The organism is Faecalibacterium prausnitzii (assembly GCF_003287405.1).
Taxonomy (GTDB): domain Bacteria; phylum Bacillota; class Clostridia; order Oscillospirales; family Ruminococcaceae; genus Faecalibacterium; species Faecalibacterium intestinale.
Map to the genome: position 1 here is coordinate 127,215 of NZ_PRLD01000009.1, position 14,559 is coordinate 141,773.

Here is a 14,559-nt window from a genome sequence, read left to right on the forward strand (position 1 = left end):
GCCACTGTCGTCGTTCTCTAAAATCGTAATAAGGAGATACGGCGATGAAAAATCAAATTATTAACGAGATACAGCGAAAAATGCTGCCGTATCTCAATAATGAACAACTTTTGCATTTGAAGGTGATTTTGGAAACATCCTTGCAAGGTATAGTGATTGAAAAAGGTGAAGAACAGTCAAAGACTGAAGAACAAGATTCAGCAGCAGCGTTTATCACAGCAAAACGAATAGAGGGCTGTTCCGAAAAAACACTGGCCTACTATTCAAAAACCATCGAAGCGATGTTGAATGGTGTGGGAAAACTACCTCAGCAAATTACAACGGATGATTTACGAAAGTATCTGACGGATTATCAAATACAACGGCGGTCAAGTAAAGTTACGATTGATAATATCCGGCGTATTCTTTCTAGTTTCTTTTCGTGGCTGGAAGATGAAGATTTTATTGTGAAAAGCCCTGTCCGCAGGATTCACAAAGTGAAAACCGCCAAAATCATCAAGGAAACGTATACGGATGAAGCGTTGGAACTGATGCGTGACAACTGTTCAACAGTACGAGATTTGGCGATTATTGATTTGCTTGCATCTTCTGGAATGCGTGTTGGCGAGTTGGTAACGCTTAATCGGGAGGATATCAACTTTAATGAGCGTGAATGCGTGGTATTTGGTAAAGGCAACAAGGAACGATTAGTATACTTTGACGCACGGACGAAGATCCACCTTCAAAATTATCTGGATGAACGGTCAGACAGCAATCCAGCACTCTTTGTGACACTGAAAGAACCACATGAACGCTTGATGATCGGTGGCGTGGAAACGATGCTTCGCGAATTGGGACGACGATTAAAGCTGAACAAAGTACATCCGCACAAGTTTAGACGGACATTGGCAACGTCAGCGATTGACAAGGGAATGCCGATTGAACAAGTGCAGCAGCTTTTAGGACACCAGAAAATCGACACAACTATGCACTATGCAATGGTAAAACAACAAAATGTGAAATTGGCACATAGAAAATTTATTGGATAAGGTGATATGAATGAAAGAAAAGTTTTTGAGAGAACTTGCGGACATTCAAACAGGACCGTTTGGAAGTCAACTTCATAAAGAAGATTATGTTGCGGATGGAATACCTATTGTCACAGTTGAACATTTAGGGAACAAGATGTTTTCCGAACAGAATTTGCCGCGAGTATCAAATACGGATAAAAATCGATTAAAAAAATATGTGCTAAAACAAGGCGATATTGTATTTAGTCGTGTGGGTTCTGTAGATAGATGCTCGTATGTTGATCAAAAACACGATGGATGGATGTTTTCTGGAAGATGCCTTCGAGTACGCCCAACTAGTGAAATTGATTCCGAGTATCTTTACTACTACTTTTGCTTAGAGGAAACAAAGCAATTTGTCCGAAATATAGCCGTTGGAGCAACAATGCCTTCAATCAATACCAAGTTACTTGGAGAAGTTGTAGTGACTTTTCCGGAACTGGAACAGCAGAAAAGGATTTCTGGAATTTTATCTGCAATCGATAGTAAAATTGAAGTCAATCAAAAGATAAACGATAATTTAGCGGCTTAAAGCTGGATATTGGAGACATCCATCTTGCCGGACATAAGCTTTGAAAGAAGCATGTCTCTGAGATTTGTAAGTTTTTGATTTTCTTCTTGATTTGAAATAATAGTAGAAGTTATCGGGGCGATTATGGAATTGAATCGACTCAAGCTGCTATCATCAGGTAGAAGTAATTTCAGCATTTTCACTCGATCTCTGGGTAATTCTGTCTGCCCTGTACTGCCTGTGTGAAGCGATTCGATCTCCTTCTCGTGTAAAATTCCCCAAAGTCCGATATAGAAAATCAGTTCTTCTCGCGCTGGCCGGACAATAGTCACATGAGAATCCACAGTAAGGCTTTTAGGGGTGAACCAGACTTGTGCAACTCGCCCCAAAGTGCCGTCACCAGTAGAATTAATCAATAAATCACCAAATTGGAGCCATTTTTCATTGATCGCTTTCGGTGTATGGGATCGAGCAAGCGAAAGATCAATCGTGTGATTACGAATACATTTTTGATTGATAACTGTTTGATCAGAATCATTAGAATATTTAGGTGCGATCCCACGCGTTATCAGTGTCGTGATATTTTCCAGTGTGGTATCTTCCCAATTTTCTGGAACAGTACCCCCAAACAAGCTAAAATCTACAAACCAAGACTTGAAAAGAGCAACTGCCTGCTGCTCTAAATTATCGTTTATAAAAGAAATGAAGGGATAATATGGAAGATTTTGATAATGCTAAGACAAGAAATCAGAAGGAATGCGTTGTTACAAACCTTAATAGCTACCTGACCTACATTTCTGATATAAAGGAAACAATAAAGAAAGAAGAAGGCGCAGAAGTAAGCACAAAACACTATTTCTTCCGTGGACAGGCCAGCAACGAATGGAATGTCATGCCGGGAGTGTTCCGTGGTGGGATGCTGCCACATGAAGCAGAATTGATAAACGCAGCTTACACACGGAATCCTGACGACTTCAGAAAGTTGACAACAGATTTTGAAAAGCTCGCAAAATTGCAACACTATGGGTTGCCAACAAGACTATTGGATGTGACGGAGAATCCGCTGGTGGCACTGTATTTTGCCTGCCAAAACAATCAAGAGAAAAAGATAACTGACGGTAAAACTGCATTATTGCCGCCGACCGATGGGAAAATCTATTACAAGCGCGACTACGGAAAAAGTTATAGCGACATAGAGATTAAAGTGCTGGCATATTTAGCGAGCCATGAGATTTCGGGCGATTATACATTAGAAAAGCTGCTTTCGGATTTGAACAAGTATGGAATTTATACAGATAAAGAAGCAGAAGAGTGCAGGATAAGTGAGTATAAAAGCTTGCTTTCGATTATTCAAAGAAATTATTTTGTGATTTCCAATTTGAATAATGAAAGATTGGTGCGGCAAAGCGGTTCTTTTTTAATCTGCGGAAAATATAATGTTCAGCTTAAAGAAAAAATCGGACAGAGCATTGTTAAACGGGCATATAGCGATGTTCAAGACGAGTTTGAACTACAAAGTTTTAGAATACCAGCGGGAAGAAAAGATGCGATTTTAGAGGAACTGAGTTTTTACAATATCAACGAAGGAACGCTGTTCCCGGAACTTGAGCACCAGATGGCATATATTAAAAGCAATTATGTGAACACACAAAAGCCTATGGTTGATAGGTTTGTGAAAACAGAGGTTCCGGTAAAAAGTATGAAAGAAGTGCGCGATTCAGATGTTTCAGACGATAAAGTGGATGAGGTTATTCGAGAGGTATTGCATAGTGCTGTGAATCCAGAAATTTTTGATGATTGTTATGTTGCAATTCAAAAGAATCTGATGCCGGATTGGTATCGCAAGGAAATTGGACTCAGTAAAGTTCGATTGGCACTGACAGACACATTGGATAATGGTACACCGATAGGACGTGCGATGGCAAAAAGAGCGGCACAGTCTATCGTTGAAAAGATTGTGAATGCCATTGCACAAGAATCGCATACAGCAACTTCGGATAATAGTTGAGGAGAAAAATCATGCTTTCATTTACCGAAGATACCTTTGAGCAAGCAGTCATAGAGCTGTTTGAAAATATGGGCTACACCCATATTTATGCTCCCGATATGAACCGGACGGATTACAGCCGCCCGCTGCTGGACGATGTTTTGCGGGATTGTCTGGTGCGGCTGAATCGCAGCCTTCCGGCTGTGGCAATTGATGAAGCCATCCTGAAACTGAATGATTTTGATGCGGGAAGCCTGTTGCAGAAGAATATTATTTTTATGGACTATCTGCAAAACGGTATTACGGTCAAATACGCAGTCAAGGGTGAAGAACGGTCTTCGGTAGTAAAGCTGATTGATTATGCAGATGCAGACAAAAATGATTTCTATGTGGTAAACCAATATACTTTCGTGGAAAATGGAAACAACCGCCGCCCGGATATTATTTTGTTTATCAATGGCTTGCCGCTGGTTTTGATGGAGCTGAAAAGCCCTTCCAAGGACGAAGTGGGTGCAGAAAACGCATACAATCAGATTCGAAATTACATGAAGGACATTCCTTCAATGTTCTACTATAATGCAATTTGCGTAATCAGTGACCTTTCGAGCAACAAGGCGGGAACAATTACTTCTGGACTTGACCGTTTTATGGAATGGAAAACAAAAGACGGTGATTATGAAAACACTGCGTATGCGCAGTTTGACACCTTCTATGAGGGAATGTTCCAGAAAGAGCGGCTGCTGGACATCCTGAAAAACTTTATCTTGTTCTCTGGCGATGGGCAGAAGCAGTTCAAGATTCTGGCGGGGTATCATCAGTATTTTGCGGTGCGGAAAGCAATCGAGAAAGCCAAAATCGCCACTAAATCGGACGGCAAGGGCGGTGTGTTCTGGCACACGCAGGGCAGCGGAAAATCGCTGTCGATGGTGTTCTATGCGCATTTGCTGCAAGAGGCTCTGGACAGTCCGACCATTGTTGTGATGACCGACCGCATTGATCTTGACGACCAGCTTTACACGCAGTTTGCCAAGTGCGCACCCTTCCTGCGCCAAACACCGGTTCAGGCGACCAGCAAGGAAAATCTGCGTGAACTGCTGGATGGACGGCAGGCGAACGGCATCATTTTTACCACGATGTTCAAGTTTGAGCGTGGCGAGCGTCCGCTGTCGGAGCGGCGGAATATTGTGGTGATGGCAGACGAAGCCCACCGCGGACAGTATGGCTTTGATGAAAAAATCGTCGTGAAGGAAAACGAGCAGGGCGAAAAGGAAGCGTATACCGTGGTTGGCAATGCGCGAATCATCCACGATGCCCTGCCCAACGCAACCTACATAGGCTTTACGGGAACACCCATTTCGGCAAAAGACCGAAACACTCGCGAAGTTTTTGGCGATTATATTGATATTTATGACATGACGCAGGCGGTGGAGGATGGCGCAACCCGACCTGTCTACTATGAAAGCCGGGTTATCAAACTCCACCTCGACCAGAATACACTGGCCTTGATTGATGCGACCTACGACGCACTGGAACAGCAATCGGACGCTTCAACGATTGAAAAAAGCAAAAAGATGCTGGGGCAGATGGAGAGTGTGCTGGGGGCAGATTCTACCATTCAATCCCTGTGCGAGGATATTGTCATCCATTACGAAAAGTACCGCGCTAATCTTTTGACGGGCAAGGCGATGATCGTGGCGTATTCGCGCCCGATCGCCATGAAAATTTATCGGAAATTGCTGGATCTCCGTCCGGCATGGAAAGAGAAAATTGGCGTGGTCATGACCAGCGGCAACAATGACCCGGAGGAATGGAAAGCAGTTATTGGAACAAAATCGCACAAGGAGGAATTGGCACGGAAGTTCAAAGACAACGACGACCCAATGAAAATTGCCATCGTGGTGGATATGTGGCTGACCGGTTTTGATGTTCCTTCACTGGCAACGATGTATATCTACAAGCCGATGCACGGTTATAATCTGATGCAGGCAATTGCCCGCGTGAACCGCGTGTTCAAGGACAAAGAGGGCGGCTTGATTGTGGACTATGTGGGCATTGCGTCTGCCCTCAAAGCCGCCATGAAGGAGTATACCAAGCGCGACCAGTCCCGGTATGGCGATATGGACATTGCAAAGGTGGCCTACCCGAAGTTTCAGGAAAAACTTCAGGTGTGCAAGGATTTGCTGCACGGGTTTGATTTCAGTGGTTTTATTGGCGGTTCGCCGCTGGTCATGGCAAAGCTGGTAACCGGCGGTGTGAACTTTGTGCTGGATGCAAAAGCATCCAAGCGCAAGGACTTGTTTCTGAGGGAGGCAATGTTGCTGAAGCAGTCGCACTCCTTGTGTTCCAGCATGACCACGGAACAGGAACGTCACGAAGCCGCTTATATGGAGGCCGTGCGTTCTACCGTGGTGAAAATCACCTATGGCGGTAGCGGTGGAAAGACACTTTCTTTGAAAGAAATCAATGCTCAAATCAATGAGTTGCTAAAGGCGAGTATCCAGAGCCAAGGCGTTATCAGCTTGTTTGACAGCAAGCAGGCAGATGAAAATATCAGCCTGTTTGACCCGGCGGTGTTGGATGAAATTTCCAAAATGAAAGAAAAGAACATTGCCGTAGAAATTTTGAAAAAACTTATGGCAGAGCAGGTGTCGCTGTACAAACGGACAAATGTTGTGCAGTCTCAGAAATTTTCAGAGAAGATCACACAGTTAATGAACTCCTATTATAATGGTCTGATTACAAACGAGGAGGTTATCAAGGAACTTCTGAAAACGGCACAGGAAATCACAGAGCTGTACAACAACGGAAAGAAGTTGGGGCTGACGCAAGAGGAGCTGGCATTTTACGATGCTCTGACCAAGCCGGAGAACATCAAAGATTTTTACCAGAACAACGAACTGATCGACCTTACCAGAGAACTAACCGAGATGCTGCGTAAAAATCGAACGATAGATTGGCAGAAAAAAGAAACCGCTCGTGCCAGTATGCGGAAGATGGTGAAGCACCTCTTGAAAAAGTATAAGTATCCACCGGAAGATTATGATACGGCAATCAGCACGGTTATCAGCCAGTGTGAGATGTGGACAGATAATATGACGGCGTAAAATTCGAGAAATATCGTTGATTTCCTCTTGACAACACACAGTCTATCCCTTAAAATGATCTTAGACAAATACTATTATTGAAAATGTGAAAGGCTGCTTTATGGGAAAGATGATTTTAGACGATCTCCGCAAGCGTCTGGAACGCTTGGACGAAGATGCTGACCTGCTGATCGACAACGACGACCGCTATCAGATGGTGATCGTAGGCGGGAGTGCGTTCATTCTGCTGGGCAAACTGACCCGTGCCACCCATGACATTGATGCCTTGAGCGTTCCGAAAGAACTGTACGGCTTGCTCGGTAAGTACGATATCAACACGGATGTGGAAGCCTACATCGACAATTTTCCCTATAACTATCCCGACCGTTTGAAACCGCTGCCCTTCGGTGGCACAAAGGTTCAGTTCTACACACCCAGTCTGGAAGATCTGGTGATTGCAAAGCTTTGCTCTTTCCGTGATACCGACAAGGCGGACGTGGAGAGCGAAGCTGTGAGGAACTCGCTAGACTGGGATTTGCTGGAGCATCTTGCAACAGATGAGGACGAACTGAAAGCCAGCATCCTGAATGAGTGGCGGTATCGGGACTTCTACATCCGGTATCAGGAGTATGTGGAGAGGTGGAGACCGTGAGGAAGCTGACATTTGAGGGATTTTTGAAGCAGTATGTGACGGAACTTTCCGGTGTTCAGACTGCCAGCATTCACAAGCTGGCGAACTGCTTACATGAAAATCCACGGCTGAAAGAGCCGCTGTACCTCTATGCACTGGTGTTTGATAAAGTAAATCTGCTGCTCCGCTATGCAAAAGACCCTGTGTGTCTTGCAGAGTATGAACGACTTTCAAATCGCTATTCGAGGGAGCAGGTACTTGCGCTTTTGCAGAACCAGTCGGCAGAGCTGTCGGAGGGCTATCTGAAAGTCTGGCGCAGTTATTGCTCCGTCCGGGATGCTGCTCTTGCCGACAATGATACAAAAGAACTGATTCACCGCAGAGTGGTAGAGATTCAGCAAAAGAAACATCTGACGAATTATCGTATTTATGCAGACCTGAAACTGAATCCCGGCAACGTGAATGCGTGGCTCAAGCACAACGATTCCAGCAAAATGAGCCTTGACTGCGCCCGGCAAATTTACAAGTACGCAAAGAGTTATTCGGCTGTCCGTTAAAAAGGAAGTGCACTCATGGGAACTACAAAAGCTCTAATCGTTGGCGTAAGCGAATACTTTATTGATGGAGCGGATAACCTCTTCTTTTGTAAAAACGATATTATTGCAATGCAAGATGCCTTTATTTACGGCCTAGAAGTTGCGGAAAAAGATATGATAGTTTGCGGATTAACAAACACAGTTACAGCAAACGACTTAATCACAGCATTAAAAGGGATTGAAAGGATTGTACAAGATGACGATACTTTACTATTCTATTTTTCAGGACATGGGACAACATTGAGTGAAAAACATTACTTGGTATTAAGTGATAGATTAATATGTACACAAGATATAATTTCTTTTTTAGATGCAATTTCTGCACGAAATAAAGTGATCTTTCTCGATTGCTGTTTTGCGGGGAACTTTCAAGTTGATGGGTCTGCTGTTTTTGATATGGAATCGACAGTACGCGATTTTGCAGGAAAAGGGTATGCAGTTTTTGCTTCTAGTAATGCAAGCCAGGTTTCTCGACTTTACCCAAATAAATCGATCAGCTTGTTTACTGATTTTTTATACGATGCAATAACAAGTAAGTGCACAATCCGAAACGGAAAGAAAAATTTGAATGATATACACAAATTGTTGTTCTTACTTTTAGAAACATGGAACAAAAACAATCCAAATTGCGTGCAATTCCCGATTTATAGAGCTAATATAGGCGGCACTGTTTTTTTTTGATGTTAAGGATTACAAGCCGTATCTTCCGAAAAAGTTCTTTTATGATGATGAGGATTATTGTATTTGCTCAGTCGAGCCGCTTCATAATGGGATTGCAAAACGTTATGCAGTTAAAGTGATTCTTAAAAAGCCAGTATCATTCGAGCAAGTGTCCTTGATAAACCTTCAAATTGTTGAAAGGATAAAGTTATTAAACATTTTCAATAGCAAAGCACAAGAATCGAAGTGGAAAAATAAGCCAGCCAACTTGATTTTTGCTTATTTTGGACTTGACTATTCAGACATAGTATCGGGAAACTATATTTGTGACACTACTTGGGCGGATGATACGCAAGATAAAAAATGGTGGTATCGTATAAGAAAAGAATCAGAGGCTGTAATAAATGGAATTTATTTCAATATTCATTCTTATTATCAATCATTAAAAGAATACACTGCTGAACATACTGCGAATGCAGAAGAAATCATACAAGAAACAAAATCAATTCTGTCAGAAATGATTACATTGGCCGAATATGTTATCGCACAATACAATGAAGTTCTCAATAACGAGCGAACCGAAGAGGAGTTTGTGAATCTTGTAGCAGATGCCCTATCTAGAATTAATGAACTGTATTGTAAAGAAGGCGATTTGGACTTTCCCCCGGAAGAGCTCCGAGAGTGGAGCCAACTCTGTTCAAATATTATATCCGGCATACACGATTTTTCGCTTTTTTATGGAAGTCAACACTTTTTACAGAGAACGGAAATGAACAGAAGGCAATGTATGAATTTATCAATCAAACAATATTATCAGGATCTTGAACGTCTAAAAGATTATGAAACTCAATAATTATGGACGTGCAATGAAATATTAAGTTTACCCGTTAAAAAGGAAGTGAATCTATGACTGCTGTTATCTATGCTCGTTACTCCTCCGACAACCAGCGTGAAGAATCTATCGAGGGGCAGATTCGGGAATGCACGGCTTATGCGGAAAAGAACGGTATCACGGTCATCAAGCACTACATTGACCGTGCATTCTCTGCCAAAACGGACAACCGCCCGGAGTTCCAGCAGATGATCAAAGACAGCTGCAAGAAGCTGTTTGATGTTGTTCTCGTCTGGAAATTTGACCGCTTTGCCCGGAATCGTTTTGATAGCGCAAACTATAAGATGATCCTGAAAAAGAACGGTGTCCATCTGATTTCCGTTATGGAACCCATTGCCGAGGGCTCACAGGGCATTCTGGTGGAAACCCTTCTGGAAGGTATGGCAGAATACTATTCGGCAGAGCTGTCCGAAAAGGTGATCCGTGGTCAAACTGAGAACGCTCTGAAAGGGAAGTGTACTGGCGGTACGGGAACCATCGGCTATAAAATCGACGATGACAAGTTCTATCATCTTGACCCGCTGACCTCGCCGCTGGTGCTGGAAGCCTTTCAGCGGTATGACAACGGCGATAAAATGGTGGAGATCGTAAACTTTCTCAACGACAAGGGTGTCCACAATATGCTGGGCGGCCAAATGACCCACAGCAGCGTAAATACCATGCTGAAGAACCGCCGGTACATTGGCGAACTGTCTTTCCGGGATATCGTTGTGCCGGATGCAATTCCGGTTATTGTTCCGAAAGACCTATTTGACCGGGTGCAGAAGCGTCTGGATAAGAACAAGCGTGCCCCTGCCTGTGGCAAGGCAGATGAGGAATATCTGCTGACCACCAAGCTGTTCTGCGGCAAGTGTGGTGCGCTGATGTTCGGCGAAAGCGGAACCAGTGCTACCGGGCGCACCTACTATTATTATAAATGCGCCAACGTCAAGCGGCGCAAGGGCTGCAACAAAAAGACCGTGCAGAAAGAATGGCTGGAAGATCTGGTCGTCCGGGAGACCATGAAGCTGATTCGGGACGATGCGGTGATCGACAAGATCGTTCAACTGGTCATGGATGTACAGAATCAGGAGAACACCACGATCCCGCTGCTGGAAAAGCAGCTCCGGGAAGTAGACAAGAAGCTGGACAACCTGATGAAAGCCATCGAGGACGGCTTGTACACCCGGACAACGAAAGAGCGTCTGGAAGCGCTGGAAATTCAGAAAGATGAGCTGACTGCAAAAATCGCAGATGAAAAATTGAAGAAGCCTAGCTTCAATGAGGATTTCATCCGGTTCTGGCTGATGAAATTTAGAAGGTTCGATATTTCGCAGAAAAAGCAACGAAAAGCGTTGATTGAAATTTTTGTCAATGCCATTTTCCTGTACGATGACCGGATGCTGCTCACGTTCAACTACAAGGATAGCACCCAAACCGTCCGTTTTGAGGACACTTTGACCGCCGATGGGGTGAAAGGAAAAAGTTCGGATTTGTCCAGTTCTGCTGGACCATAAAATCCAACGATTTCACGTTAGAAATCGTTGGATTTTTTTGTTTATAGGCTGGCCTTATTTGGTTTTGACCACAATTTTGACCACAATGCGGGCGATTTTATCTGGTCGATCGCAGGGGCAAGTGGGCTTTTCTGGACGCAACAGCATCTGCTGCGATATGCGAGCCAGCGTTGATGCCAACGCTTTGAAAAGATGGCTCACGATAATTCGTGCCGTTCCGTCCAATTTTCAGGCCGAAAACGCCTCGCTGAACAACTGGATCGCACTCTGCCGAATGGATTCCTGAACATGGAGATAATGCTCAGTCATTTCGGTATCGGCATGGCCTACGATGCTCTGGATGGTCTGAATGTCTACGCCCAACGCCTGCATCTGCGACACATAGGTGTGGCGGCAGCTGTGCGGCGTGAGCAAGCGGACATCGCCCGCTTCTTCCAGAGATTTGCGGAACACATCCCGGAAATGGGTGGGATTGCAGGGCAAGCCGGTCTTGGGGCTTTCCCAGATGAACTGATCGGTGGTATCCCGCAGCTTGATGGCACACGGGCGGACATTCAGCGGCACCGGAATATCCCGGATACTGTCTTTGGATTTCGGACTGCCAATGCTGACTGTACCTTTTACGACCTTTACTGCCTGCCGGATGTGAATGACAGAGCCATCTTCTTCAATAAACTGCGGCTCCAAAGCCAGAAGTTCCTGCATTCTCATTCCAGTGCCGAGCAAAAGCCGGATGCTCAAGCCCATGCGGTCATCGGGGAGAACCTTCATTAAGTGGGCGACTTCCGCTGTGGTAAAGGCTTCCTTGCGTTTTGCGGTGCCGGATGCCCGCATCTTTTCAGCAAGCCGGACCGGGTTGCGGCGCACAAGGTCATTGGCTTCTGCCTTTTGAAAGATCTGGTAGAGCATCCCTCGTGCCTTGCTGATGTAAGAATCCGAGCGGCCATCGCGCCGCATCCCTTTCAGGAAGTTTTCAATGTCGATGGGGCGTATGACGGTCAAGGGGCGATGATAAAATCCCTCTTTGAGCATTTTCAGGCAGTATTTGTAGCTTTCCTGTGTCGTGGGAGCGATATTATCCTTGTGACCCTCGAACCATGTATCAGCCCAATCCTCAAAGTACAGGATCGTGTCCAGCTGGACACCGCTGATAAGCGCATCCTGATACTCTTTCAGTTTGAGCTTGACCTCCTTCTGGGTCTTGCCATAGAAGGTCTTGAAGCACGGCGAACCATCTTTCTGGTAGCCGTCCATCATACGTAATTCCCAGCGACCATCGCTGCGGTGGCGAAGCGTACCCTCGCCGTGTGAACGTTTGCTTGGCATATTGCCTCCTTCCTGATGTCAAGTCGTTTCGTGAATCAGTATAAATAAAGCGACCTCTTGAATCAAGGATGTCAGATCAGCCATTTACGCTGTCCGTGATCCACTGAAGAAAACGGTCTTTGGGTACGACCATCCGCTTACCGATGTGGAGCGTGGGAAAGCCGTCCGAACGGAGCAGGATGTAAGCGTTGGCGCGGGAGATGCCCAGCGCAGCAGCGACATGATCGGCTGTCAGGGTGATGGGAAGCTGCTCATACGAAGTGAACTGAGAGCGCATAGAATACCTCTTTTCTCTATATGTTGTGTTAAATGAATGCAGGAACACTATATATTGCACTTTGATATGTAACAAGGGGCATCTGCGGTTTGCGGATGCCCCTTGTGTATATGGGAGGAATGCCTGTGAACATCAAAATTTCATCGGCAGTGCGTCTTTTCTGCACTTGCCGTTGTAGGCGGTGTAGATGGGGAAAACGTATTTTTTCCATCCGCGCAGCTTTGCGGGGTCGTCCTGCCCGATGCGGTAAATATCGACCGGGTGGATGCTGCGCAGCGCACGGAGCAGCCGTTCTTCACTGAACTCGCCGTGGTACAGCTCCACAAAGTGCATCATGCCTTTCAGAACAGATGCCCGGAACGAATCGGGCTTGCCCTCCCATGCTGCCACGATCAGCCGCATCGTTTCACAGTAGAGCGGTTCGCCCATCTGCTTGTAGAGCCGGAAAGCCGTACCAACGCAGCCGATGCGGTAATCGGTCAGCTGCTGGCTGTCATAATTGAGGCTCAATCCCACCCGGTTGGTGGCTGCGAGGAAAGCCTTGGAAATAGCATCGCCGCCTACGACCTTGGCGCGGAGCTTGATGCCAGCAGTCAGCGGAGCGGAAAAGCCGTTCTGCTCGGCAAAGAGCAGGGCTTCCTGCTCCACGGTCATGCCCGTGTACACCTTGCAGAGGATCGGCAGATCTTTGCCGCCGTTGCGGAGGATGCGCCCCTCGATGGTGTGCTGCCCATCCGTTACGATGAACTGACCGTTACGGAAACTGACCTTCGGCTCATTTGCCACATATTCGTTGAAGTGGGCGGCAATCAGTTCCACACGCTTGCGCTCCACACCGCGCTGATACAGTTCGCGGGGGTAGACCAGCTTGCTGCTGTGGATGACCATGAGCTGGTACGGCGGGTTGACATGGATGAAGGGATTGGTGTTGTCTTTCAGGCGCATCGCATTTCCTCCTTGATTCTCCAGATGTACGTTTCGGCTTCTTTCAGGATTTCAGCAACCTGCTGCTTACGCTTCGGGATGGTGAGCAGGCTGGGGTTAAATGTGAAGCTATATTCCAGCCGCTGGATCATTGCGTGTACCGCAGCTTCCAGTTCGGTGTACAGCATCATGTCCTCGACACTCCCAGCATCCTCAAAGGATGATTTGATGGGCGTGTAAGGATAGATGGGCGGCTTGCCGTCAACTACCTCAGGCGGTGCGTAAGCCGCCGTAGAGCGAATGATGGGTGGAAGCCGCTGAATGCTCCCCATCGGGTTCAGGGCAAGACTGGCACGGACAGCATCATCCACCCGGCTCATTTCCTCCGGGGTGAGGTGTCCGAGGAATTTCAGCACCCTGCTTTTGTCTATGGTAAAGATCTGCTCTGCCTGAACGATGGACGGAACGGAGAGAAAATCGTTCACCAGCAGGCAGTGGGTCGGCTGGGTGTACTTTTTTGCTGACTTGCTTGTCAATGTGGCTACGATCAGTGTGGGTGAGTAAAAATTTCCCACATCGTTCTGTAGAACGACTGCCGGACGATTCCCGCTTTGCTCTGAACCGATGGCGTTGTCGAAACGGGTGAAGAAAATGTCTCCACGTTGGAATTTCCAGTTTTGAATCAATAGCTGCCCTCCTTTTGCAATATGTACACCGCCCGCTGCACCTCCTTGGCAGTGTGCGGTGTGTTTGTTCAACGGTTCATCACAACGTAGTCATGACCGCGCCGGGTCTGGCAGACTGTGCAAGTGTCCATGCTCCGGTCTGCGCTGGGAACAATGGCGATTTTGAACGCCTTGGATTCTACAAAACTACAAAGGCAGACACCGCAGAGCGTGCGGATGGACCGGATCATCTCCGGGGTCAGTTCCATTTCCTCGTAGATCGCTTGCTCTAAGGTGGTACGGTCGTTCTCGTTCATAAAACCTCCTATGTAGGACGAAAATGTAGATATATGGAATAAGTAAAAAGAACAGGCGTGGACGAAGACCGAAAACAGCATTCGGCCACGCCTGATTTAATAAGTTAAGGTCTCGCATATTCGCCCTCGGCTCCCTGCGAGTGGG

15 protein-coding genes are annotated in these 14,559 nt (G+C 46.1%); 9 read left to right on the forward strand and 6 right to left on the reverse strand.

Features of this window, described 5'->3' with window-relative positions; translation table 11 throughout:
• Window positions 1-44 precede the first annotated feature (44 nt).
• The gene (xerA, locus tag C4N24_RS10175) at window positions 45-1,028 is read left to right on the forward strand and encodes a site-specific tyrosine recombinase/integron integrase (RefSeq protein WP_112091323.1); all 984 of its coding nucleotides are present in this window, start codon (window positions 45-47) and stop codon (window positions 1,026-1,028) included.
• A 10-nt stretch (window positions 1,029-1,038) separates the two neighbouring features.
• Entirely contained in the window at window positions 1,039-1,581 is a 543-nt protein-coding gene (locus C4N24_RS10180; protein ID WP_112091324.1) for a restriction endonuclease subunit S, read from the forward strand.
• On the opposite strand, the gene C4N24_RS10185 is transcribed toward C4N24_RS10180, so the two are convergent.
• A complete protein-coding gene (locus C4N24_RS10185) occupies window positions 1,578-2,192 on the reverse strand; it encodes a restriction endonuclease subunit S (RefSeq protein WP_181573078.1) in 615 nt (204 codons plus the stop codon). The genes C4N24_RS10180 and C4N24_RS10185 overlap by 4 nt on opposite strands.
• An 83-nt stretch (window positions 2,193-2,275) precedes the next feature.
• Here C4N24_RS10185 and C4N24_RS10190 point away from each other — a divergent pair, with 83 nt between their 5' ends.
• From C4N24_RS10190 to C4N24_RS10220, 7 genes are all read left to right on the forward strand, one after another.
• Entirely contained in the window at window positions 2,276-3,568 is a 1,293-nt protein-coding gene (locus C4N24_RS10190) for an FRG domain-containing protein (RefSeq protein WP_112091326.1), read from the forward strand.
• Window positions 3,569-3,579: 11 nt separating this feature from the next.
• On the forward strand, window positions 3,580-6,651 hold the full coding sequence (locus C4N24_RS10195; protein WP_242983241.1) for a type I restriction endonuclease subunit R: 3,072 nt from the start codon (window positions 3,580-3,582) through the stop codon (window positions 6,649-6,651).
• A 100-nt stretch (window positions 6,652-6,751) separates the two neighbouring features.
• A complete protein-coding gene (locus C4N24_RS10200; RefSeq protein ID WP_112091327.1) occupies window positions 6,752-7,282 on the forward strand; it encodes a DUF6036 family nucleotidyltransferase in 531 nt (176 codons plus the stop codon).
• The gene (locus C4N24_RS10205) at window positions 7,279-7,818 is read left to right on the forward strand and encodes a transcriptional regulator (RefSeq protein ID WP_112091339.1); all 540 of its coding nucleotides are present in this window, start codon (window positions 7,279-7,281) and stop codon (window positions 7,816-7,818) included. Before C4N24_RS10200 ends, C4N24_RS10205 begins: the two co-directional genes overlap by 4 nt.
• Window positions 7,819-7,833: 15 nt before the next feature.
• The gene (locus tag C4N24_RS10210) at window positions 7,834-8,538 is read left to right on the forward strand and encodes a caspase family protein (RefSeq protein ID WP_112091328.1); all 705 of its coding nucleotides are present in this window, start codon (window positions 7,834-7,836) and stop codon (window positions 8,536-8,538) included.
• 154 nt (window positions 8,539-8,692) lie between these two features.
• A complete protein-coding gene (locus tag C4N24_RS10215; RefSeq protein WP_146746801.1) occupies window positions 8,693-9,370 on the forward strand; it encodes a hypothetical protein in 678 nt (225 codons plus the stop codon).
• 53 nt (window positions 9,371-9,423) lie between these two features.
• Complete coding sequence (locus tag C4N24_RS10220; RefSeq protein WP_112091330.1) at window positions 9,424-10,905, forward strand: recombinase family protein; 1,482 nt, start codon at window positions 9,424-9,426, stop codon at window positions 10,903-10,905.
• Between the two features lie 228 nt (window positions 10,906-11,133).
• On the opposite strand, the gene C4N24_RS10225 is transcribed toward C4N24_RS10220, so the two are convergent.
• The 5 genes from C4N24_RS10225 to C4N24_RS10245 all read right to left on the reverse strand — a co-directional run bounded on the left by C4N24_RS10225 (window position 11,134) and on the right by C4N24_RS10245 (window position 14,414).
• Complete coding sequence (locus tag C4N24_RS10225; protein ID WP_242983242.1) at window positions 11,134-12,231, reverse strand: tyrosine-type recombinase/integrase; 1,098 nt, start codon at window positions 12,229-12,231, stop codon at window positions 11,134-11,136.
• 76 nt (window positions 12,232-12,307) lie between these two features.
• Window positions 12,308-12,508, reverse strand: a complete 201-nt coding sequence (locus C4N24_RS10230) for a helix-turn-helix domain-containing protein (protein ID WP_005927005.1) — start codon at window positions 12,506-12,508, stop codon at window positions 12,308-12,310.
• A 132-nt stretch (window positions 12,509-12,640) separates the two neighbouring features.
• Window positions 12,641-13,453: a DUF6551 family protein gene (locus C4N24_RS10235; RefSeq protein ID WP_112091332.1), complete on the reverse strand. Its 813-nt coding sequence runs from the start codon at window positions 13,451-13,453 to the stop codon at window positions 12,641-12,643.
• The gene (locus C4N24_RS10240; protein WP_112091333.1) at window positions 13,444-14,118 is read right to left on the reverse strand and encodes a type II toxin-antitoxin system PemK/MazF family toxin; all 675 of its coding nucleotides are present in this window, start codon (window positions 14,116-14,118) and stop codon (window positions 13,444-13,446) included. The genes C4N24_RS10235 and C4N24_RS10240 overlap by 10 nt, the downstream gene beginning before the upstream one ends.
• Window positions 14,119-14,186: 68 nt before the next feature.
• Window positions 14,187-14,414: a hypothetical protein gene (locus tag C4N24_RS10245; RefSeq protein WP_015538297.1), complete on the reverse strand. Its 228-nt coding sequence runs from the start codon at window positions 14,412-14,414 to the stop codon at window positions 14,187-14,189.
• Window positions 14,415-14,559 lie beyond the last annotated feature (145 nt).

Excerpts from the sequence above, each read along its gene's own strand:
- C4N24_RS10245 (WP_015538297.1), bottom strand. The coding sequence starts at position 14,414 with ATGAACGAGAACGACCGTACCACCTTAGAGCAAGCGATCTACGAGGAA.
- xerA (WP_112091323.1), top strand. The coding sequence starts at position 45 with ATGAAAAATCAAATTATTAACGAGATACAGCGAAAAATGCTGCCGTAT.
- C4N24_RS10200 (WP_112091327.1), top strand. The coding sequence starts at position 6,752 with ATGGGAAAGATGATTTTAGACGATCTCCGCAAGCGTCTGGAACGCTTG.
- C4N24_RS10235 (WP_112091332.1), bottom strand. The coding sequence starts at position 13,453 with ATGCGCCTGAAAGACAACACCAATCCCTTCATCCATGTCAACCCGCCG.
- C4N24_RS10195 (WP_242983241.1), top strand. The coding sequence starts at position 3,580 with ATGCTTTCATTTACCGAAGATACCTTTGAGCAAGCAGTCATAGAGCTG.
- C4N24_RS10210 (WP_112091328.1), top strand. The coding sequence starts at position 7,834 with ATGGGAACTACAAAAGCTCTAATCGTTGGCGTAAGCGAATACTTTATT.
- C4N24_RS10220 (WP_112091330.1), top strand. The coding sequence starts at position 9,424 with ATGACTGCTGTTATCTATGCTCGTTACTCCTCCGACAACCAGCGTGAA.
- C4N24_RS10225 (WP_242983242.1), bottom strand. The coding sequence starts at position 12,231 with ATGCCAAGCAAACGTTCACACGGCGAGGGTACGCTTCGCCACCGCAGC.
- C4N24_RS10230 (WP_005927005.1), bottom strand. The coding sequence starts at position 12,508 with ATGCGCTCTCAGTTCACTTCGTATGAGCAGCTTCCCATCACCCTGACA.
- C4N24_RS10180 (WP_112091324.1), top strand. The coding sequence starts at position 1,039 with ATGAAAGAAAAGTTTTTGAGAGAACTTGCGGACATTCAAACAGGACCG.
- C4N24_RS10190 (WP_112091326.1), top strand. The coding sequence starts at position 2,276 with ATGGAAGATTTTGATAATGCTAAGACAAGAAATCAGAAGGAATGCGTT.